At 48.2% G+C, this 19,648-nt stretch carries 24 protein-coding genes and 6 pseudogenes; 9 read left to right on the top strand and 21 right to left on the bottom strand.

Annotation, left to right across the window (positions count from 1 at the left end):
* Positions 1–11 precede the first annotated feature (11 nt).
* The 9 genes from ACD630_RS05665 to ACD630_RS05625 form a co-directional block, all read right to left on the bottom strand.
* The gene (locus ACD630_RS05665) at positions 12–344 is read right to left on the bottom strand and encodes a hypothetical protein (RefSeq protein WP_430358388.1); all 333 of its coding nucleotides are present in this window, start codon (positions 342–344) and stop codon (positions 12–14) included.
* Positions 345–856: 512 nt separating this feature from the next.
* Positions 857–2,014, bottom strand: a complete 1,158-nt coding sequence (locus ACD630_RS05660; protein ID WP_430358387.1) for a M20 peptidase aminoacylase family protein — start codon at positions 2,012–2,014, stop codon at positions 857–859.
* A 93-nt stretch (positions 2,015–2,107) separates the two neighbouring features.
* Entirely contained in the window at positions 2,108–2,869 is a 762-nt protein-coding gene (locus tag ACD630_RS05655; RefSeq protein WP_430358386.1) for an amino acid ABC transporter ATP-binding protein, read from the bottom strand.
* A 12-nt stretch (positions 2,870–2,881) separates the two neighbouring features.
* Positions 2,882–3,553: an amino acid ABC transporter permease gene (locus ACD630_RS05650; protein ID WP_430358385.1), complete on the bottom strand. Its 672-nt coding sequence runs from the start codon at positions 3,551–3,553 to the stop codon at positions 2,882–2,884.
* A gap of 68 nt (positions 3,554–3,621) precedes the next feature.
* Positions 3,622–4,431 (bottom strand): transporter substrate-binding domain-containing protein, encoded by an 810-nt coding sequence (locus ACD630_RS05645; protein WP_430358384.1) that lies wholly within the window; start codon positions 4,429–4,431, stop codon positions 3,622–3,624.
* A gap of 11 nt (positions 4,432–4,442) precedes the next feature.
* Positions 4,443–4,970, bottom strand: a complete 528-nt coding sequence (locus ACD630_RS05640; RefSeq protein ID WP_430358383.1) for a GNAT family N-acetyltransferase — start codon at positions 4,968–4,970, stop codon at positions 4,443–4,445.
* A gap of 13 nt (positions 4,971–4,983) precedes the next feature.
* Positions 4,984–6,348 (bottom strand): adenylosuccinate lyase, encoded by a 1,365-nt coding sequence (gene purB, locus ACD630_RS05635; protein ID WP_430358382.1) that lies wholly within the window; start codon positions 6,346–6,348, stop codon positions 4,984–4,986.
* A 143-nt stretch (positions 6,349–6,491) separates the two neighbouring features.
* Positions 6,492–6,923 (bottom strand): transposase, encoded by a 432-nt coding sequence (locus ACD630_RS05630; RefSeq protein WP_430359914.1) that lies wholly within the window; start codon positions 6,921–6,923, stop codon positions 6,492–6,494.
* Between the two features lie 25 nt (positions 6,924–6,948).
* Complete coding sequence (locus ACD630_RS05625) at positions 6,949–7,311, bottom strand: IS630 transposase-related protein (RefSeq protein ID WP_430358381.1); 363 nt, start codon at positions 7,309–7,311, stop codon at positions 6,949–6,951.
* Positions 7,312–7,367: 56 nt separating this feature from the next.
* Between ACD630_RS05625 and ACD630_RS05620 the strand changes: the two are divergent.
* Positions 7,368–7,889, top strand: a pseudogene (locus ACD630_RS05620) (glycosyltransferase family A protein); the annotation flags it as partial.
* A gap of 553 nt (positions 7,890–8,442) precedes the next feature.
* Here the strand turns inward: ACD630_RS05620 and coaD are convergent.
* The 5 genes and pseudogenes from coaD to ACD630_RS05595 all read right to left on the bottom strand — a co-directional run bounded on the left by coaD (position 8,443) and on the right by ACD630_RS05595 (position 13,074).
* Positions 8,443–8,931, bottom strand: a complete 489-nt coding sequence (gene coaD / locus ACD630_RS05615) for a pantetheine-phosphate adenylyltransferase (protein WP_430358380.1) — start codon at positions 8,929–8,931, stop codon at positions 8,443–8,445.
* A gap of 22 nt (positions 8,932–8,953) precedes the next feature.
* Positions 8,954–10,240 (bottom strand): lipid IV(A) 3-deoxy-D-manno-octulosonic acid transferase, encoded by a 1,287-nt coding sequence (gene waaA, locus ACD630_RS05610; protein ID WP_430358379.1) that lies wholly within the window; start codon positions 10,238–10,240, stop codon positions 8,954–8,956.
* A 116-nt stretch (positions 10,241–10,356) separates the two neighbouring features.
* A pseudogene (locus ACD630_RS05605) lies at positions 10,357–10,665 on the bottom strand (transposase); the annotation flags it as partial.
* Positions 10,666–10,873: 208 nt separating this feature from the next.
* A pseudogene (locus tag ACD630_RS05600) lies at positions 10,874–11,797 on the bottom strand (IS5 family transposase).
* A 617-nt stretch (positions 11,798–12,414) separates the two neighbouring features.
* Positions 12,415–13,074 (bottom strand): epoxyqueuosine reductase QueH, encoded by a 660-nt coding sequence (locus ACD630_RS05595; RefSeq protein WP_430358378.1) that lies wholly within the window; start codon positions 13,072–13,074, stop codon positions 12,415–12,417.
* A 222-nt stretch (positions 13,075–13,296) separates the two neighbouring features.
* On the opposite strand from ACD630_RS05595, the pseudogene ACD630_RS05590 reads away from it, so the two are divergent.
* Positions 13,297–13,632 (top strand): annotated as a pseudogene (locus ACD630_RS05590) (YgiQ family radical SAM protein); the annotation flags it as partial.
* Positions 13,633–13,637: 5 nt separating this feature from the next.
* Here the strand turns inward: ACD630_RS05590 and ACD630_RS05585 are convergent.
* Together ACD630_RS05585 and ACD630_RS05580 are read right to left on the bottom strand one after the other, a co-directional pair.
* A complete protein-coding gene (locus tag ACD630_RS05585; protein ID WP_430358377.1) occupies positions 13,638–14,432 on the bottom strand; it encodes an IS630 family transposase in 795 nt (264 codons plus the stop codon).
* A 153-nt stretch (positions 14,433–14,585) separates the two neighbouring features.
* Positions 14,586–14,792, bottom strand: a complete 207-nt coding sequence (locus tag ACD630_RS05580; RefSeq protein ID WP_430358376.1) for a hypothetical protein — start codon at positions 14,790–14,792, stop codon at positions 14,586–14,588.
* 4 nt (positions 14,793–14,796) lie between these two features.
* Between ACD630_RS05580 and ACD630_RS05575 the strand changes: the two genes are divergently transcribed.
* Both ACD630_RS05575 and ACD630_RS05570 read left to right on the top strand, forming a co-directional pair.
* Positions 14,797–15,033 (top strand): hypothetical protein, encoded by a 237-nt coding sequence (locus ACD630_RS05575; protein ID WP_430358375.1) that lies wholly within the window; start codon positions 14,797–14,799, stop codon positions 15,031–15,033.
* Positions 15,024–15,671, top strand: coding sequence for a lambda exonuclease family protein (locus ACD630_RS05570; RefSeq protein WP_430358374.1), 648 nt, complete (start codon positions 15,024–15,026; stop codon positions 15,669–15,671). Before ACD630_RS05575 ends, ACD630_RS05570 begins: the two co-directional genes overlap by 10 nt.
* Before the next feature lie 68 nt (positions 15,672–15,739).
* Here ACD630_RS05570 and ACD630_RS05565 read toward each other — a convergent pair whose 3' ends face one another.
* Positions 15,740–15,943, bottom strand: a complete 204-nt coding sequence (locus ACD630_RS05565) for a hypothetical protein (protein WP_430358373.1) — start codon at positions 15,941–15,943, stop codon at positions 15,740–15,742.
* A gap of 441 nt (positions 15,944–16,384) precedes the next feature.
* Here ACD630_RS05565 and ACD630_RS05560 point away from each other — a divergent pair, with 441 nt between their 5' ends.
* The 4 genes from ACD630_RS05560 (at position 16,385) to ACD630_RS05545 (ending at position 17,361) form a co-directional block, all read left to right on the top strand.
* Complete coding sequence (locus ACD630_RS05560; protein WP_430358372.1) at positions 16,385–16,663, top strand: BRO-N domain-containing protein; 279 nt, start codon at positions 16,385–16,387, stop codon at positions 16,661–16,663.
* Between the two features lie 25 nt (positions 16,664–16,688).
* Complete coding sequence (locus tag ACD630_RS05555; protein ID WP_430358371.1) at positions 16,689–16,847, top strand: hypothetical protein; 159 nt, start codon at positions 16,689–16,691, stop codon at positions 16,845–16,847.
* Between the two features lie 90 nt (positions 16,848–16,937).
* Positions 16,938–17,117 carry a hypothetical protein gene (locus tag ACD630_RS05550; protein WP_430358370.1) on the top strand — a complete coding sequence of 60 codons (180 nt, stop codon included), beginning with the start codon at positions 16,938–16,940 and terminating at the stop codon, positions 17,115–17,117.
* Positions 17,118–17,208: 91 nt separating this feature from the next.
* Positions 17,209–17,361 (top strand): hypothetical protein, encoded by a 153-nt coding sequence (locus ACD630_RS05545; RefSeq protein WP_430358369.1) that lies wholly within the window; start codon positions 17,209–17,211, stop codon positions 17,359–17,361.
* Between the two features lie 195 nt (positions 17,362–17,556).
* Here the strand turns inward: ACD630_RS05545 and ACD630_RS05540 are convergent, their stop codons facing one another.
* Both ACD630_RS05540 and ACD630_RS05535 read right to left on the bottom strand, forming a co-directional pair.
* Positions 17,557–18,156 carry a hypothetical protein gene (locus tag ACD630_RS05540; RefSeq protein WP_430358368.1) on the bottom strand — a complete coding sequence of 200 codons (600 nt, stop codon included), beginning with the start codon at positions 18,154–18,156 and terminating at the stop codon, positions 17,557–17,559.
* A gap of 162 nt (positions 18,157–18,318) precedes the next feature.
* A pseudogene (locus ACD630_RS05535) lies at positions 18,319–18,510 on the bottom strand (IS5/IS1182 family transposase); the annotation flags it as partial.
* A 19-nt stretch (positions 18,511–18,529) separates the two neighbouring features.
* On the opposite strand from ACD630_RS05535, the gene ACD630_RS05530 reads away from it, so the two are divergent.
* A complete protein-coding gene (locus tag ACD630_RS05530) occupies positions 18,530–18,658 on the top strand; it encodes a hypothetical protein (protein ID WP_430358367.1) in 129 nt (42 codons plus the stop codon).
* 58 nt (positions 18,659–18,716) lie between these two features.
* On the opposite strand, the gene uspA is transcribed toward ACD630_RS05530, so the two are convergent.
* Together uspA and ACD630_RS05520 are read right to left on the bottom strand one after the other, a co-directional pair.
* The gene (gene uspA, locus ACD630_RS05525; RefSeq protein ID WP_430358366.1) at positions 18,717–19,151 is read right to left on the bottom strand and encodes a universal stress protein UspA; all 435 of its coding nucleotides are present in this window, start codon (positions 19,149–19,151) and stop codon (positions 18,717–18,719) included.
* Between the two features lie 169 nt (positions 19,152–19,320).
* A pseudogene (locus ACD630_RS05520) lies at positions 19,321–19,630 on the bottom strand (ATP-binding protein); the annotation flags it as partial.
* Positions 19,631–19,648: the final 18 nt, after the last annotated feature.

Genomic DNA, 19,648 nt, shown 5'->3' with positions numbered 1-19,648 from the left:
CATTACCATCCTTATGGGAACCATTTCGTTTCCGATGTCCATCCCCTCAATTTCATGCACTGATTGAAAAGGGCCTGGCGGCTACCACTATTAACATCCATCACATAACTTTGTGTTTCTGGTCGTTGCCCGCTGATATATTTTTCATTTTTACAGTCGTCCTTTTTCCCACACGGCAAATAGTAGGACGTATATTGCGTTCGCTGCGCTACTTCATTTTTCACAGGGAATTTTTCTTCGCTCAGCGTTTCACAGGCACCTTTCGAGATAGTGAAATCCTCAGCTTTTGCGCTGCTTTTCACCCATTGCGTGGCTTTGTTGAATAAACATATTTTATGCTGCACCCTAGGTGAAACGACAGATCCTCGCAACGAAAAATCATGCAGTTAGGCCTCATAAGAAAACTGTAAACCTGAGGTGACAAGCATTTTCTACCAAAACTGGCTGGCAAAACAGCATGACTCACTATTATTCAACAAAGCCCCATTGCGTCGTACAACCATAAAGCAGAAGTGTGGCAAACAATAATGTAAACTTAACATTCATTTCGATTCCTTTTAATACAGATTTCTTACCTTCGGCATAAAATTGTATTATTGGTTCATTTCTTGCGTAGCAATTTATACGATCAATGACATATCGTTTAACTTGCGTTTAGTATTAAAAAGGGAAATATCGAACGAGAAATGAAAAGTATTTGGCTGTTTTGTCTAAATAAAAACAGGGATATAGCCTTAATAATTTACAGTACAAGACAACACATTAACGGCTTGAACGGCACCCGCGAACGCAACGTGAAAGATGAAGGATATATCAATAGATTATCCGCACCGTGAACACGACGCGGATGGAAACATCAGCGAGAAGACAGTTGTTCCAGGCTTTGTTTCGCCAACTGATGGAGGTAGTGCGCGGTAGGGAACAGAGCGCTGTCATCAAGCCGGAATTTCGGATGATGCAGTGCATAAGGCCCGCCCGAACCGACCATCATGAATGTACCCGGCAGTTTTTGCTGATAGAAGGCAAAATCCTCGCCAATCGGGCTGGCATCTACGCGGCGCGCTTCAAAACCTTCTTCATCGGCAACACGGAGGGCAAAATCCACCCATTCCGGCGTATTGACTACGGACGGCGGCCCGGCGTGCCAGATAAACTCGAGCTCAGCGCCAAAGGTGCTGGCAATACCTGCCACAATCTGGAGAAAGCGCTGTTCAATCAGATCGCGCGCTGCTTGGCTAAAGGTGCGTACCGTGCCTTCCACGTAGGCGGTATCTGGGATCACGTTCCAAGTACTGCCGCTGTGTACCTGAGTGATTGACACCACGGCGGTATCATCCGCAGGCACCGTACGGCTGATAATGGTCTGCACCGCACTAATCAACTGGCCGAGAATGATAATGGGGTCGTTACCTTCATGAGGTTTGGCCGCATGGCAGCCTTTAGCAGCGATCTTGATTTCAAAACGATCCACGCCTGCCGTCAGCGCGCCATCTTTACCACCGACCACGCCAACTGGCAACGTTGGGTCGTTGTGAATGCCAAAGATGGCTGCCGCATTATCCAGCGCACCGGTCGCGATCACTTTTGGCGCGCCCAGCCCCGTTTCTTCTGCCGCCTGGAACAGAATGCGCACGGTGCCCTTTAGCTCGGACTCAATGCCTTTAAGCAAAATGGCGGCACCCAGCGCGGCAGATGAGTGAAAGTCGTGCCCGCAAGCGTGCATCACGCCCTGACGCTGAGAGGTGAATTCCACGCCGGACTCTTCTTCAATCGGCAGTGCATCGATATCTGAACGCACGATAACCAACGGGCCATCCTGCACGCCGCCGACTTCTGCGACCAGGCCAGTTTTCAACGGCAGATCCAGAATGCGGATGCCTTCCTTCTCCAGCGCGGCGCGGATTTTCTTGGTGGTTTCAAATTCCTGGTTGGATAATTCAGGGATCTGGTGCAGATCGTGCCGGAACGCCTGAATAAATTGCGCTAACGGCGCATGCTGAGGTGCTGTTTTCACGATGTTTTCTCCACACTGTCCGTGCTTAACGCCGCAGGATAAGCCCGCAGCGCGCAGGGTATTTTATCTAAATAGCTTGTTATTACCGCATCGTCAGATGTCGTATTCGGTATGTTCTGGCATCTTGGTCATCTGGCGCAAGAAACGCTGCGTCTGCGGGTTGTCAGAGAAACTGATCACCTTCTCGGCCGGCCCCTGCTCGACGATATGCCCGTTGGCCATGAAAATAACCCGATCAGCAACCTCTTTGGCAAACTGCATCTCATGGGTCACGATAACCATGGTGGTGCTGTTTTTCGCAAGATTTTGAATCACTTGCAGCACTTCGTGCACGCGTTCTGGATCCAGCGCAGAGGTTGGTTCATCAAACAGAATGGCTTTCGGGTCCACGGCCAGTGCGCGCGCGATACCCACGCGCTGCTGCTGCCCGCCGGACAAGGTCACCGGATACTGATGTGCTTCCGGCAACAGGCCAACCTGCTCGATAAGCCGAAGTCCAATCTCTTGCGCCTGCTTCTTCGGCATTTTTTTCACCACGATCAACGCTTCCGTGATGTTTTCCAGCGCGGTTTTATTCTTGAACAGGTTGTAGTTCTGGAATACCATCGCGGTCTGCTGACGCAGTGCGTAGGCTTCCTTGGCACTATAACGGCGTGTATCCAATACGCGATCGCCAATTTCAATCGTGCCGGACTCCGGTTTTTCCAACAGGTTGAGGCAGCGCAGCAGGGTGGATTTACCCGACCCTGAAGGGCCGATAATCGCCACCACTTCGCCCTGTGCGATATCCAGACTGATATTGTCCAGCACCACTTTGTCGCCAAAGCGTTTTGAGAGGTTTTTTACACTGATCATGGCGGCGTCTCCTTAGCACTGTAATGAGTGGTTCAGTTTCTTTTCCAGCCAGTTTTGCAGTCTGGAATAAACGATGATGACCAGCCAATAAATCAGCCCTACCACTAGGAAGGTTTCAAAGAAACGCAGCGATTCAGCGGCGATCATTTTACCTTCAGCAAACAGTTCAGATACTCCAAGTGCAAAGGCTACCGAGGTGTCTTTGATCAGCGAGATAAAGGTGTTACCTGTGGCAGGCAGCGCATTGAGCATCGCCTGCGGCAGTACGATACGGCGGTAAATCTGCGAACGATTCATGCTGATCGACAGCCCGGCTTCCGTTTGTCCCCAATCGACCGAGACCAGCGCAGCGCGGAAAATCTCCGCCATGTACGCCGAGGTTTTTAGGCTAAAACCGATAATCGCCGCCGACATCGCGGTCAGATCGCTCAGCGCCGGGAACAGCTGCGGCAAACCGAAGTAGATGATAAACAACTGAACCAGCGACGGAATGCCGCGAAACAGCGAGATATAAAACTCAATCACCTTCACCAATACCGTGATCTTGCTTTCCCGCAACAGCGCTAGCACCAGGCCCAGTATCATGGCGAAAATCATGGATACCACGGCTAACAGCAGCGTGGTCGGTAAATAGAGCAAAACCTGAGGAAACACCTTCAGCAGGTAAGCAAAATCGATATTCATGAGCAGTACCATTAATGCTTCCACCGGTGCAAGCACCGGTGGAAAAGAGATGACAAAAAGCGCGTCGGTTAGTGTGCTTGCGGTGCGGTAGTAATGTCCTCACCGAAATATTTCACGGAAATCTCTTTCAGACGGCCATCAGCACGCATTTTCGCCAGCTCGGCATTGAACTGTTCACGCAGTTTGTCGCCTTTTTCATCTTTGTGGAACGGGAAGCTGACTTCCTCGATCAGCAGCGGATCGCCAAGCAGTTTGAACGGCAGGTTGCGCTTGTTGATTTCAGCCAACAGGATCGGGCGGGAGTTTACATAGCCTTCCACGCGCTTGGACAACGCATCATTCATTGCGCCATCGCGGGTTTCATAGGTGCGGATGGTCACGCTGCCGTCAGTAAAGGCTTTCTTCAGGTTATTCAAGTGGTTAGAGCCCAATACGCCCGCTACTGTTTTGCCTTTCAGGTCATCCAGCGTGTTGATATTGGCGTTATCTTTGTGCGTAACAATCTGGCTGCCGTAGTAGCTATACACATCGGCAAAGTTATACTTTTCTTTGCGCACTGGCGTGATCGCCACGACGTTAGCTACGGTATCGAGTTTGTTCGCTTCCAACTGCCCCATCAGGCCGCTGAAATCAGCGGTAACCCACTCGATTTTGTAATTCAGATCTTTCGCGATGGTTTCCGTGATTTCAACGTCAAAACCCACCAGCTTGTTATCTTGCTTAAAGCCGCTCGGGTGGCTTTGTCCGGTAGAACCTACGCGCAGCACCGTGCTGGCCTCTCCGCCCGTCGCCGCTTTTTTGTCCTGAGAGTCACAGCCCGCCATTAGAAAGGCAGTGGTAAGCGCTAACGCAGACAAAGTCAGTTTTTTCATTATCATGTTCATGCCTCTCATTGGGAATTTTTCTTCTTCCACTGGTGATAACCATCTTGGTCTAACACTTTTTCCATATAAATCGTCAGGTGGCCTTTACCCAGATTCGCCTGCCCGACTTCGTTAAAACCGTAATGCTTATACATGTCGATCAGCCAAGGGTGGCTCTGTGCCGTGCCCAAAGAAACCGCTGGTGCCTTGAGTTGCACTATCAGCACCGTTTCTTCCAGCCACTGCATCATCTGGCGGCCAAACCCCTGCCCTTTGTAGTCCGGGTGGGTGGCGAACCACCCCAAATGCGGCAAACCATACGGGCCAGGCTCCGGTCCCCAAGGGTAACGGATGCTAAAAGACGACACCATCACGCCGTCTTTTTCCAGTGCATAAACACCGTGACACGTAATATGGCGACGAACCATATCGATATCCGCCTCAGCCGCGGCAAAGTGAATGCCCAGTTGGCGAATTGGTTCATAGGCCGCCAACGCCAACGCCAGAAAGGCTTCGTCATCTTCCAGCGTGAGCTGGCGAAAAACCGTGCTCATGTTTAAAGCTCACTTACGCTGGCAGCAGACCAGAGTTGTCGGCATAACGAATCACGTCATCCACCTTCTGCGGTGCACAGCCCAAATAGTTGACCGGGTTCAGCCATGCGTCAAGTTCCTGCGCGGTAACCTGTGCCGACAGCACCGGGTCTTCCAGCAGCACCTCTTTGAAGTGACGGTTCTGTTCAAACGCCTTCATGGAGCACTCGTACACCAAATGGTGCGCGGTTTGTTTACCCATACGTTTGCCAATTTCAAACATCACTTTCTCAGAGAGCAACAGGCCATTTTGCAGCTCCAGGTTCGCCAGCATCTGCTTTTCATTCACCGACATACCGCGCAGGATACCCAGCGCATTCTGCAACTGCGCAGAGAGGTAAATGTTCACTTCCGGCAGAGCGATCCACTCAGCGCGCCAGCTCATAGCATCACGCTCATGTTCCACCTTCATGGACTCATGAATCAGCGATGCGCTTTTAAAAATGGGGGCGGTCAGGCTAGCAAGCCCTTCCAATGCCGACGGGTTACGCTTGTGCGGCATGGTGGTGGAGCCAATTTTGCCTGCTGAGAACGGCTCTTCAACTTCGTTGATTTCCGTGCGCATCAGGTTATACAGCTCGTTGCCGATCTTGCCGAGCGTGCCGCTGATCAGCACCACTACGGAAGCATATTCGGAGAAACGATCGCGCGCAGACTGCCAGCCGATGTTCGGCGTACCCAGTCCCAATTTACCCAACGTCAGGCGCTCAATCTGCGGCCCCAATTCGCCTAACGATGCATAGGTACCAATTGCACCATTCACGTTACCCACCAGTACGCGGGCTTTGATTTCTTTCAGACGCTCCAGATGGCGAACAAACTCATCCAGCCATACCGCCAGTTTAAAGCCAAACGTGGTCGGTAGCGCCTGCATGCCGTGAGTACGCCCCGTCATCGGCGTATGCTGATACTTTTTCGCCAGCCGTTTCAACTCAACCGCCATCAATTGCGTGTCGCGTTCGACAATGGCAAAAGCCTGCTGTAATTGCAGTACCGTGGCGGTATCCACGATATCTTGCGTGGTCACACCATAGTGAATATATTCACCCGCGTCGCCACACTGCTTTTGAATCGCGGTGATAGTGGGCATCAGAGAGTGCTTCATACGGACCGCGTCCTGCGCGATCTCCTCCACATTCAGTGCGCTTGCATCCGCTTTCGCGGCAATGGTTTGTGCGGCGTCGGCGGGGATTACGCCCAGTTCACCTTCGGCCAGCGCCAGCGCAACTTCAACGTCAACCTGCTTCGTCAGGCGGTTATGTTCTGACCAGACAGCACACATTTCGGGCGTGCCAAAGTTGTTCCCGATGAGGAGAAAATCAATGAGATGTGATGCCATAGCTTACCCGTTCGTTGGATGTGTCAGGCGGGATTTTTGTCGTCGTTCTAATCTTGGAAATATAGCATGCGACAAATCGGCCCCCATATATCTTCTGGATCTATCTTATATTCAGAATATATAGCCAAGCGACTTAATTTTGATTATACCATATGGACTGAGAACAAAATCTCTGTATCACAACCACCCTCTCTTTTTTTGCTTTTTGCTTGTGCCCATTTATGCTCAATGGGGTTAAGATCTGGCGAATATGTAGGCAAATACTCCACCATATACCCTGCATCGATGATGACTTGTTGAATATTATGTTTTTTGTGAAAAGTTGCATTGTCCATCACGATTACCCTGTTTTTAGGGAGTACTGGGATAAGGACTTGTGTGACCCAGGAATAGAAAACATCGCTGTTAATATTGATATCAAATAATCCGATAGCAAACAGCGTTGTGCCTAATAAAGCGCCGATAACATTTGTTCTTCCCTTGGCTCCCCCGTTCTTCAGGCCAAAACACCGTTGACCTTTTGGGGAATAGCCGTGAGTCCGGGGGGTATCGTGTGGAAAACCACTTTTATCAATAAAAACAATAGGTTTACCTTCTTTTTCATACTGTTGTTTTTTTGTTGAAATGCTTGCCGGGCGCTTTCGTCGGCTTTCGGATGACGTAGAGTTTTTTATAGGTCAATCCCAGCTTTTTAAGAGCTTGCCAAATGGCCTTCTGACAAACGCCAAAACGCTCTGCACGTTCTTTTTGGTAAGCATCTGGATATGGTTCAACATCTTTTATCAACTCGGATTTATCGCTCTTTCGCTGACGCGTGGTCGATGCTTTTGACGCTATTTGATTAATCCAACGCGATACAGAGGCAGGGCCAATCCGAAATTGCTTCGCTGTTTCTCGGATACTCAACCCTTCTTCTTCCCGTGTAGATATCACTTTACGTCTAAAATCAATTGAATAGCTCATTTAAATAATGTAATCAAAATTAAGTCGTTTAGCTATATGAGCAGCTCCCGGAAGATATCAGAACTGCGGTAGAGTTCGTTATTGTTGATGACGGTTCACCGATTAAGTACGACATTGGCACTTTCGACCTGAATATCACCTGGCGGCGTATTAATGAAGATATTCCATGGAATCAGGCTTGCGCACGTAATTTAGGGGTGACTTATGCCAAGTCTGACAAAATTTTTATCACCGATCTTGACCACGAATTGCCGGAATCCTAATTCCGCTATTTGATCAATTGCCGTAACCCCGGCCGCAATTTTTATAAAATCTATCGGGAAAGCCGTGAAAACGGCGTCAAAAAACGCGGAAAAGTGTGTAACGTTGGCGACAGGTATTATGGCCCTCCGAACACGTTCTTTATGTCGCGTGCGCGCTTTATGTGTTTCTTTGGCTATGACGAGGAGTTTGCCGGGAATTATGGCTCAGAAGATTTCCGCTTCGTTAAATACCAAAAATACCAAGGGTCGCACCAACATTATTTGCCGAAGAGCATCCGCTGTTTTGAACGGGAAGTGGACCGGGAAGAGAGTTATAGCCAAGCGACATTATTTTGATAACAATTAACTGTATTTTTTTGCCACATATCAGGGCATTGGCTGTAATCATTTTTAAGTCGGTTGACTATACCATACGTTATAGCGCGACCTTTCCGCCAATACGCCGATTGATAAGCGCAAGAAGCAAGAGTGCAGCTTGTTCGGTTGGCTTTGTTGAATAATAGGTAATCATGCTGTTTTTCCATGCCAGTTTTGGTTGAAAATGCTTGTCATCTCAGGTGTACACTTTTCTCATGAGGTCTAACTGCATGATTTTACGTTGCGAGGATCTGTCGTTTCGCTGGGCTGCCAGCATAAAATCTATTTATTCAACAAAGCCTGTTCGGTTATGAGTATGGGCAGAGCAGTATTTTCCTCAACTTTACCTAGGAAATTAAATACCGTAACAACATAATGCCAGCGACTTTGCCCCCGCTAAATACATGGTGGCGTCCACTGTGGTGGTTCCGTTATCTATGCGGTACATTGGCGCGTTAATCGCATCGCGATTTTCCGGCGGAGGAGGCCTCTCTACCCGCCGGGTTATATCTTACTTACCCAGCGCCAGTTTTTGCTTAAGCGCCGAGCCAATCGCATCGGGAAGAAAGTGTGAGACATCTCCACCGTGTCGGGCGACCTCTTTGACCAAAGAGGAAGAGATAAATGACCATTCTTCCGATGGCATCAGGAACACGCTCTCTAGGGTTGGCATTAAGTGAGTATTCATTTTTGCCAGCTGAAGCTCATATTCAAAGTCGGATACAGCCCGCAGCCCGCGAATTAACACATTCGCTTGCTGCTGTTGGGCGAAGTGCACCATAAGATCGGAAAATCCCACCACCTCAACATTGGTCAAATGTTGCGTTACCTGCCGTGTTAATGCGACACGCTCGTCCAAACTGAACATCGTATTTTTACTGGGACTGGCGGCAATGGCTAACACGAGATGATCGAACAGACGTGAAGCGCGGGTGAGCAGATCAAGATGCCCATTGGTTAAGGGATCGAAGGTACCTGGGTAGATTGCTTTGGTCGCCATGGGAATCCTTAACACCAGAGGGTCAGATAGACGAGTTTGCAGGTGGTGGAAGATAGGGCTCCAGCAGTGTGAGCAAGCGCTGAAGCGCTCCCTGATTCTGGTGCAGCACCTCTACCGCGTGTCGCCCATAATAGAGCCGGTAATCTTCATCCGTCAGCAGGCTGTTCACTTCTTTGACAATACTGTCAGCATCTTTAACGGTGATCAAACCACCTGCTTCTGACAATTTAAGGCAAATATCTTTGAAGTTAAAGGTGTGCGGACCCATCAATACCGGGATGGCATGTGCAGCAGGTTCCAAAGGATTATGTCCTCCCCGTTCCACTAGGCTTCCACCGACAAAAGCGATGTCGGCGATGCCATACAGCATCATCAGTTCGCCCATGGTATCGCCAATCACCACTTGGGTATCAGTCGCCGGAACTTCGCCACTGCTGCGCAGGGTGTAACTAAAACCCAGGCTCTGGGTAAGTGCCTGAGTTGTCGGGAAACGCTCAGGGTGGCGAGGTACCAGAATCAACAGCAAATCGGGAAATCGGTTCAGCAATTCATGGTGCGCGGCCAAAAGAATCGCTTCTTCACCTTCATGAGTGCTGGTTGCAATCCACACCTGGCGTCGAGATGCCCACTGACGCCGTAGTGCTACGGCTCTTGCAGCTAATTCCGGTGTGACAGAAATATCGAATTTCAGACTGCCAGTGACTGCTAAGTGTGAGCACTGTAAACCGAGATCGATAAAGCGTTCACCATCTTCTTGATTTTGAGCGGCGATCAAGGTGGTGCGGCGCAGAATGCTACGAGTTAGGGAGCCAATTTTTTTATAGCCTGCCGCTGAGCGTTCAGAAAGCCGTGCGTTGGCAATAACCAACGGAATATTACGGCGGTGAAGTTCAGTGATAAGGTTTGGCCACAGTTCGGTCTCCATGATGATCACCAGTTTTGGGTTCACCTGATCAAAGAAGCGCTTAAGGGCACAAGGAAGATCGTAGGGGAGATAAACGTGGTAGACATCATTGCCGAAGGCAGACCGTACTCGCTCTGAACCAGTCGGCGTCATGGTGGTTACAGTAATCGGCAAAGAAGGGTAACGGTGGCGAAGCGCTCTTACCAAGGGAATGGCTGCCAATGTTTCGCCAACAGAGACAGAATGCAGCATGATACCGTTGGGTTTGACTTTCTCCGCACAGAATCCATAACGTTCACTCCAGCGGCGACGGTAGGCAGGCGCTTTGCATCCTCTTAGCCACAGACGGAGCCAGATTAATGGTTGAATGAGATAAAGCAAGATGGTGTAAAGGGTTTGCAGCATCGGTATTGGCTATTTTAGAGTTATCGCTGAAAATATTTTAGCTTTTTTGTTAAGGAATGACTATGGCACTGGCTATTAATTTGAGCATGTTTAAGATTTTGTGTAAATTCCTTTCCTCAGAAGTGACCGTCAAGGCGGTCACCGAACTCGATAATAAAGCGACTCATTGCCATACGCCAGTCCTGTAAGGGCATCGTCCATTTCTGTGATGCCGCCTGGATTGCCAGCCATACGACCTTCTTCAGCGAGTCATCAGTCGGGAACACCTTGCGTTTCTTGATTGCATGCCGGATCACGCTATTCAGTGATTCTATAGCGTTCGTCGTGTAGATTACCTTGCGAAGTTCCTGCGGGTACGAGAAGAATGTCGACAGGTTGGCCCAGTTTAACTGCCAGCTCCGGCTTATCTGCGGATAGCGGTGATCTCATGTTCCACTGAACGTCTCCAGCGCCTGAAGCATAGGTATAGCCAAGCGACATTATTTTGATAACAATTAGCTGTATTTTTTTGGCACATATCAGGGCATTGGCTGTAATCATTTTTAAGTCGGTTGGCTATAACGTTTGTGAGCAGCGTCGGCTTTGTTGAATAAATCAGAACTTGTAACGACTGCGCCCCATACGGGTCGATTGTTACGTGATGCGAATACTGTTCGGCATTCCTAATAGCGTGATCAGGTTAAGCACTTTGACCATGACCATGGCTTCACCCACCTGAGCATCGTAGTCTCTCAGACTTAGATGACCACCCAGAAGCCTTTTGAACCGGAACATGGCCGTTTCAGCCACTGAGCGCCGGTGATAGCCCACTTTCTTTTTCCAGATATCGTTACTACCGCTAATGCGCTGATTTGCAACAGCGTGGTTACGCTCGTGGTAGCGATCTTGCCAATATTGCGCCCCCCTTCGTGGCGGGATAAGCGGCCTTATTTTCTTCCTCAGCAGAGCATCATAGCAGTAAACTGTATCCTAAGCGCCGTCAGCCGATGCCTCTCTGATTTTCCGGTGGGTCTGGTTTATCAGCGCCGGTAGAGCTTGGGCATCAGTCGTACCACTGAGCGACAAATCCGCACAGATAATCTCATGCGTCACACTGTCTACTGCCAGGTGCAGCTTACGCTATACCCTGCGTCTGTCGGCACCATGCTGCCGGACTTTCCATTCGCCTTCGCCAAAGACCTTCAGGCCGGTTCCATCAATGACCAGATGTGAGATTTCAGCACGGGTTGGCGTTTTTATGCTGATGTTCACTGTCTTTGCTCGCTTGCTGAGCAGCGAATAGTCTGGACAATGGAGCGACAATTTAATCAGTTTAAAAATCGAGTTACCAAAGCCCTGTAAAGCCCTCAATGAAAGGCCAAACACGCGTTTCATCATCAGGACTGTGGTGATGGTCATATCTGAGTAGTGGAGCGGTCGTCCACGCCGTTCAGTAGTGTTTTTTTCCGTCCATGCAGCAATGGCTGATTCATCTAGCCATACGGTTAGAGAAGCGCGCTGCTTGAGGGCCTTGTTATAAGAGGGCCAGTTGGTGATTTTAAAATTTTGTTTTGCCATGGAGAGCTGATTTTGAAACAACTGTGTTGATCTGCTCCGATGATTACCCAAAAGTTCTATTTATTCAACAAAGCCCATTTTCCATGATGGCCTCTCCTGAAAGAAAAACACCCTGCCAGCGTACCGCTCACAGAGTGGGGGTGACCATCTCATTAGGGCCTGTAAGGGGTTACGAGCAATTATTTTAATTCTTTGAATTTATAACGCGTAAAAAATAACGCTGAGGAGAACGAGATCACAGGGTGAACGGCAGGACGCCGCGAAAGTCAGCGCCGCGTCTGACAAAAATGCCGGGAGCATTTTTGAACGCTGCTAGCAGCGGCCCCGTAGGGGCGAGTCTCATGGATGAGACGAGTTTTCCGCGTCGCTGGCGGCCCGTCAGTGGGCTCGGGCTTCGAAGGCACCGCGTAGCGGCGTTATTTCCCGCGAAAAGCCAAGGGCCACGGAGCGAGGGCGATTGAGCGCCCCGTGTCGGGCGCGTGTGATGCACCGAGCAAATAACTGTGTGGGTTAACGCGCACGAAATGTTCACTGCACCAAAAAAAGGCTGGGCCTAAATTTCTGTGAATTCCCGCTTTCGCGGGAATGACAGGTAGAGTTCGGGATCACCCGTGCGATTACTCCTCAGTACCGTAATACAGTTTCCCGATTTTAATCAGCGGTCTGCCTTGCGATTTGCGGTGCAGATTGCTGTCGCGCAGGGAATAAACGCAACCGCAGTATTCTTGCTGATAAAATTGCTCCCGTTTGCTGATCTCTATCATGCGCACAGAGCCGCCCTCTTTACGCCAGTTGTAATCCCAGTACTCCATACCCGGATAATGTGAGGCGGCCCGCTGGCCGCAGTCATTAATTTGCTGCATGTTTTTCCAGCGCGAGATGCCGAGCGAACTGCTGATCACCGTAAAGCCATTTTCCGCGGCATAGAGTGCGGTGCGCTCGAAGCGCATATCAAAGCACATGGTGCAGCGAACGCCGCGCTCCGGTTCCCACTCCATTCCTTTTGCCCGTTCGAACCAGTTATCCATGTCGTAATCAGCATCGATAAAGGGCACCCCATGCTTCTGAGCGAAGCGAATATTCTCTTCCTTGCGGATGAGATACTCCTTTTGCGGATGAATATTAGGGTTGTAGAAGAAAATGGTGTAGTGAAGCCCGGAGGCCTGAATGGCTTCCATCACTTCCCCTGAACACGGCGCGCAGCACGAATGCAGCAGGAGTTTGTCCGCCCCGTTGGGGAGCGTCAGAATCGGGCGTTTCAATGCAGTGTTGGTCATATATTCTGTTATGTGGCTGGCTATATTTACCTGAAGTGTAGCATTGCAAACGCGCAGGGTGGCTAACGACCTCACCCGGTGTGTTTTCTTGCAACGTTGGTGCGCGTTTTTTGCGCAGAACCATTTTCATGATCTGTCTCATTTCCTGTGTAAATTCCCCTTTTTCTGGGGAAATCGGTAGAATTTCCGGCCCTGATAACCCCCTGTGTTGAAGAGTTGACCGTGTCCACAAGCCTGATTGTTCCTGAACGCCATCTGTTTTCTTACCCACGCTACTGGGCTGAGTGCTACGGCACTGCGCCATTTTTGCCCATAAGCCGCGCAGAGATGGATGAACTGGGTTGGGACAGCTGCGACATTGTGCTGGTGACAGGGGATGCCTATGTGGACCATCCCAGCTTCGGCATGGCCATCGTTGGCAGGATGCTGGAGTCGCAGGGGTTTCGGATTGGGATTATTGCCCAGCCGGACTGGACGCAGAAGAACGACTTTATGCGTCTGGGCAAGCCGAACCTGTTTTACGGCGTGATGGCAGGCAATATAGCAAAGCGACTTAATTTTGATTACACCATATGGACTGAGAACAAAATCTCTGTATCGCAAGCACTCTCTCTTTTTTTGCTTTTTACTTGTGCCCATTTATGCTCAATGGGGTTAAGGTCTGGCGAATATGTAGGCAAATACTCCACCATATACCCTGCATCGATGATGACTTGTTGAATATTATGTTTTTTGTGAAAAGTTGCATTGTCCATCACGATTACCCTGTTTTTAGGGAGTACTAGGATAAGGACTTGTGTGACCCAGGAATAGAAAACATCGCTGTTAATATTGATATCAAATAATCCGATAGCAAACAGCGTTGTGCCTAATAACGCGCCGATAACATTTGTTCTTCCCTTGGCTCCCCCGTTCTTCAGGCCAAAACACCGTTGACCTTTTGGGGAATAGCCGTGAGTCCGTGGGGTATCGTGTGGAAAACCACTTTCATCAATGAAAACAATAGGTTTACCTTCTTTTTCATACTGTTGTATTTTTTGTTGAAATGCTTGCCGGGCGCTTTCGTCGGCTTTCGGATGACGTAGCGTTTTTTTATAGGTCAATCCCAGCTTTTTAAGAGCTTGCCAAATGGCCTTCTGACAAACGCCAAAACGCTCTGCACGTTCTTTTTGGTAAGCATCTGGATATGGTTCAACATCTTTTATCAACTCGGATTTATCGCTCTTTCGCTGACGCGTGGTCGATGCTTTTGACACTATTTGATTAATCCAACGCGATACAGAGGCAGGGCCAATCCGAAATTGCTTCGCTGTTTCTCGGATACTCAACCCTTCTTCTTCCCGTGTAGATATAGCCAACCGACATTATTTTGATAACAGCCAGCTATGCTTTTTTGCCGCATATCAGGGTATCTGTTGTAATCATTTTTAAGTCGGTTTGCTATATCACTTTACGTCTAAAATCAATTGAATAGCTCATTTAAATAATGCAATCAAAATTAAGTCGTTTAGCTATATTTTGCAGAGAAAGAACTGCGCCCGGGCGAGAAATTGAAGCCGATGATTCTCAATGCGACGAACAGCAAGACCATGAAGGCCTTGACAGGCTCTCCTTACATTGAAGACTGGGCCGGAACACGAGTTATAGCCAACCGACTTAAAAATGATTACAACAGATACCCTGATATGCGGCAAAAAAGCATAGCTGGCTGTTATCAAAATAATGTCGGTTGGCTATACTGTTTATGTCGATACAAAGGTGCGCTTCGGCAATAGCTCAGTGGAAGGGCTACGCATAAGCCCTACCCGCGTCACCAAGCCAGTTTTGACACCGGCATCTATTCAGGCATGGAATAACGCTAAAGCAGCCTATAAGCGCGATGGTGACTTGTGCAAAGTGCTTGAACGCATGGACATGTCAGAGGAACACCGTCAGCAGCTTATTAGCGAATGCAGGTAGGCAGCGGCATGATTTGGCATGATATCCAGCAGAACACCGAGGAATGGGAAGTGCTGCGCGTAGGAAAGACCACCGCATCGAATTTCGGGTTAATCATGGCTAACGCAGGGAAAGCGTTTGGCGACCCTGCAAAGCGCTATGCGCTCCAAATTGCACTGGAGCAAATCAAAGGCTGCAAGTTGGAATTCAGCTTTTCAAATGAGCACATGGAGCATGGTCACGAGCAGGAGGCGATAGCGCGTATGCTGTATGAGGACATGAACTTCATCAGCGTAGATAACGGCGGTTTCTTTGACCACGACACATACGGTGATAGTCCTGACGGATTAGTCGACAGTGATGGAGTAATAGAGATTAAATCTGTTATCACACCCACACATTACGCCACATTGCAGCGAGGTAGTTTCGACCCGTCATACCGCTGGCAGTTAATCGGCCATCTGGATTGCACCGGGCGTGACTGGGTCGATTTTGTCAGCTATTGCGCCGACTTCCCTGAAGGAAACCAGTTAATTGTATGCCGCATAAACCGTGATGATTGCATGGATGAAATTAACGCACTAAGGAAAAGGCGAGAGCAATTTTTAACACTGGTCATGGAGGTTAAGCAAAACATATTAAATCAGGTGGCAGCATGAGTGCATGCACGTCGTCGGGTGGCCGTGCAATCAAGTTCAGCCTGACGCGGGAGGGAGGTTGCTGAATATCAAAGCAGCTTGATTACTATAGTTACAATGGTCGATGTCAGACCAGCAATGCCAAGCATTACAGCACTTAATTTTATCAATAGTCCGTTCGCGGTATGTTCAACATCCTTACGGACATCGGCAATCTCTGCGGATAGGTCCTTACGTACATCGGCTATCTCACGCTTCACTTCGGCGATATCAGCGGACAAGTCTTTGCGCACATCGTCGAGATCGCGCTTTGTAGCAAGGTCTGCTACTTCGTGTGATTTTCGCACAACAAGAGATATCGCCTTGGCCTAGTCTTTCGGCAACCCGGCGTTTTCCAGCGTTTCAACGAACTCTTGAGTATCAAATGCAACCTAGCCCATAGCGGATCCTCCTGTGTTAAGCCAAGTGTAAGCGATCTGACCGCCAACCTGCAAAATTTTACCCTTTAGCCCTCTGATAACCACATCCGTTTAATTATGGAGAAATTGTTATGACCAAAATCACCAAAACACAGCTCATGCTTTTTAAGTCTGCTAATTCAGATATAGCCAAGCGACATTATTTTGATAACAATTAGCTGTATTTTTTTGCCACATATCAGGGCATTGGCTGTAATCATTTTTAAGTCGGTTGTCTATATCGAACTACAGGGAACGCTCTACTAGGGCAATCCTGTGTTCTTCGCCGTCGAACTGGCGAAAGCGCTTGGCTATAAAAACCCGCACGAGGCATTACAAAATAACTGCAAGTCATTGATTAAACTTAATTTTAGCCAAGCGCTAGAATTGAATCTAGGATTCAGACCAAAAGGCATCATTCTTGCACCAGAATCCGATCTTTACCGCCTGATACTGAAAAGCAAGCTTCCCTCTGCCGAACGCGTGCAGGATTGGGTATGCGAAGAAGTTTTGCCATCGTTGCGTCAGCAGGGCAGCTATAGCCAACCGACTTAAAAATGATTACAGCCAATGCCCTGATATGTGGCAAAAAAATACAGCTAATTGTTATCAAAATAATGTCGCTTGGCTATACAGCATGAAGTCAGCCCATCGTGACGAAGGCAGCGGCTTACCGGAATACCGCAAGGCCCGAGCCATGCAAATCCAGATGGAGATAGCCGAAAAGACCTTCCAGTGAGCTACAGGGCTTTCCGACACCGCACGCCAAGCCGTTATCGCAGGGCTGATCAACCCGATCGCTGGAGATGAAGTGATTCCAGTACCTGTGTTGGAGGAAAAACACTACACCGCTACGCAAATCGGCAAGATGTTCAATGTCTCGGCGAATAAGATTGGCCGTATTGCTAACGATAACAACATGAAAACCGAGGAATTCGGAGAATACTATCTGGATAAATCGCGCCATAGCAACAAGCAGGTTGAGGCTTTCCGCGGCTTTGTTGAATAAACATATTTTATGCTGCACCACCGGTGAAACGATAGATCCTCGCAACGCAAAATCATGCAGTTAGGCCTCATAAGAAAACTGTAAACCTGAAGTGACAAGCATTTTCTACCAAAACTGGCTGGAAAAACAGCATGACTCACTATTATTCAACAAAGCCGCTTTCCGCTACAACGAGAAAGCACTGGGAAAATTCAATGACATCCTGCTTGCGGAGTTGGAGGCGGCAAACAGCGGACTCGTATAGCTAGAGGGTATGTGCGGAAGAACCTGCATTCCACAAGGGCTACAGCTATTTTGTGCAACCCAAATAACCTCTGAGAGACCCCAACGGCATGATAAAGCATCCATATCCAAGCAACCTAAAAATGCAAGTCACCATACAGCACAGACTTGCAGGGCACGCACATTGCACTGGAGAAACCGGCCTGCTGTAAACAATTCAATCTGCAATATCTATTGGTTCACTTATGGTAGCAATCCACTCGCTTATTCTGTTAACATGCTCTTTTAGTAGATTAAAATCAAAATCCCCTATGTTTATCTCATTACCAAAGGATTTAAATGTCTTTCCATTTATAGCTTCTTCTAAAAAACCTCTTGCTTTATAACTGACATCTTGTGATTCAGAATACGTAATTCCTGATAGTAATGTAATAATTCGACGCACTGGATATTCTTTATGAACGCAAATTGCATCATCTGACTCTAGGAATTGTTTTAAAACACCTGGAAGCTGTTTCAGCTGGAACTTAACAACATCCTGATTTAATTTCAAATCTACTACTACTTCATTTATTACATTTATTGCGACAACTTTATTTTCCTGAACAGGGTCATTACGACAACTATGAATTAGAATCAGATTATTATTTAACTGTTTATATCTGCAATATTGCGAGCTAGCTGGGTTTTCATGGCTCATTCTTACGACTATGAGACGTTGCGCGAACTCTAAATGCTTTTTATCCTCTATCGCCAATCTATATGCTGCTTCAACATCTTTGAAAGTATATGCAGAAATATAATCCTTAATATTCATCTCATCCTCCAGGTCGTGTATTCAATATCTTGATTGCAGTGTAAAATGGCTTTGTTAAATAATAGGTAATCATGCTGTTTTTCTATGCCAGTTTTGGTAGAAAATGCGGCTTTGTTGAATAAATCAGAACTTGTAACGACTGCGCCCCATACGGGTAGATTGTTACGTGATGCGAATACTGTTCGGCATTCCTAATAGCGTGATCAGGTTAAGCGCTTTGACCATGGCCATGGCTTCACCCACCTGACCATCGTAGTCTCTCAGACTTAGATGACCACCCAGAAGCCTTTTGAACCGGAACATGGCCGTTTCAGCCACTGAGCGCCGGTGATAGCCCACTTTCTTTTTCCAGATATAGCCAACCGACTTAAAAATGATTACAGCCAATGCCCTGATATGTGGCAAAAAAATACAGCTAATTGTTATCAAAATAATGTCGCTTGGCTATATTAGCAGACTATACCCTAGAAGAACCTGCCCACTTAGCTATGGTGGTTTTTAACCCTTTATAATGTGTAGATACTTATGCCTTAACCGGGGAGAGGAAGAGAACGAGGATGTTACTCTTCGTCATCACGCAACGGAACGATCAGCATGTCCACATGCACGGTGTTGATCAGTTGACGCGCGGAAGACATCAGCTTGCTCCAAAAATCCTGATGGTGCCCGCATAACACCAAGTCAGCATCATATTTCTTGATAGCATCCACCAAAACCTGCACCAGATCGCCACTGCCACTCAAGGTTTCCGTGATCGGATAACCGGCGTTTTTAGAGAGATCGGTCAACGCGTTTTGCGTTTCTTCAGAAATACGCTGCTGCATGTCGCCCAGATTCACATCAATCAGGGCGGTGTACAGATCGGAGTAATTGACGTCGACGTGGATCAACGAGACTTTGGCATTGTACGGCCTTGCCATCGAGACCGCCTTTTCCACTAACACTTTACTTTCTGGAGAAAGGTCAACAGCAATCAGGATATGTTTATAAGCCATAATAAGCTCCTTCCGTAAAGGCACATTAATGGTTCAGCAGATTTTTCCGCCTGCTAATCTGATACTTAACGGCTTGGCTATAGAATACCACCCCTGCCGATTTTTGTTATGTTCAGCAGATCACACCACCGAATATTTACCACATTCTGCGAGATTATCAACGCCAAGATTATTGGCCGTTTTTCGCCATTTCATCATCACTGACTGGCGTGGCGTTTTTTGCCAGCACTCCGGCTTTGCGTTTTTCCTTTAACCGCTAGCTTTCTCCTTTTATGTTCAGTGTGGTTGAGTGGTGTAGCAGCCGATCCAAGATTGCTGTTGCCAGCACGTTATAGCCAACCGACATTATTTTGATAACAGCCAGCTATGCTTTTTTGCCGCATATCAGGGCATCTGTTGTAATCATTTTTAAGTCGCTTGGCTATATCGCCGAACATCTCTCCCCAGTCGGCGAACCATTTATTTGTATTAGTCGCGACTAGATCTGACACTGGACC

Origin of the sequence: Symbiopectobacterium sp. RP (genome assembly GCF_050472005.1) — a bacterium.
Lineage (GTDB): Bacteria > Pseudomonadota > Gammaproteobacteria > Enterobacterales > Enterobacteriaceae > Symbiopectobacterium.
Note: the sequence above shows the minus strand (reverse complement) of the source record. Positions and strands in the feature narration are given on the sequence as shown.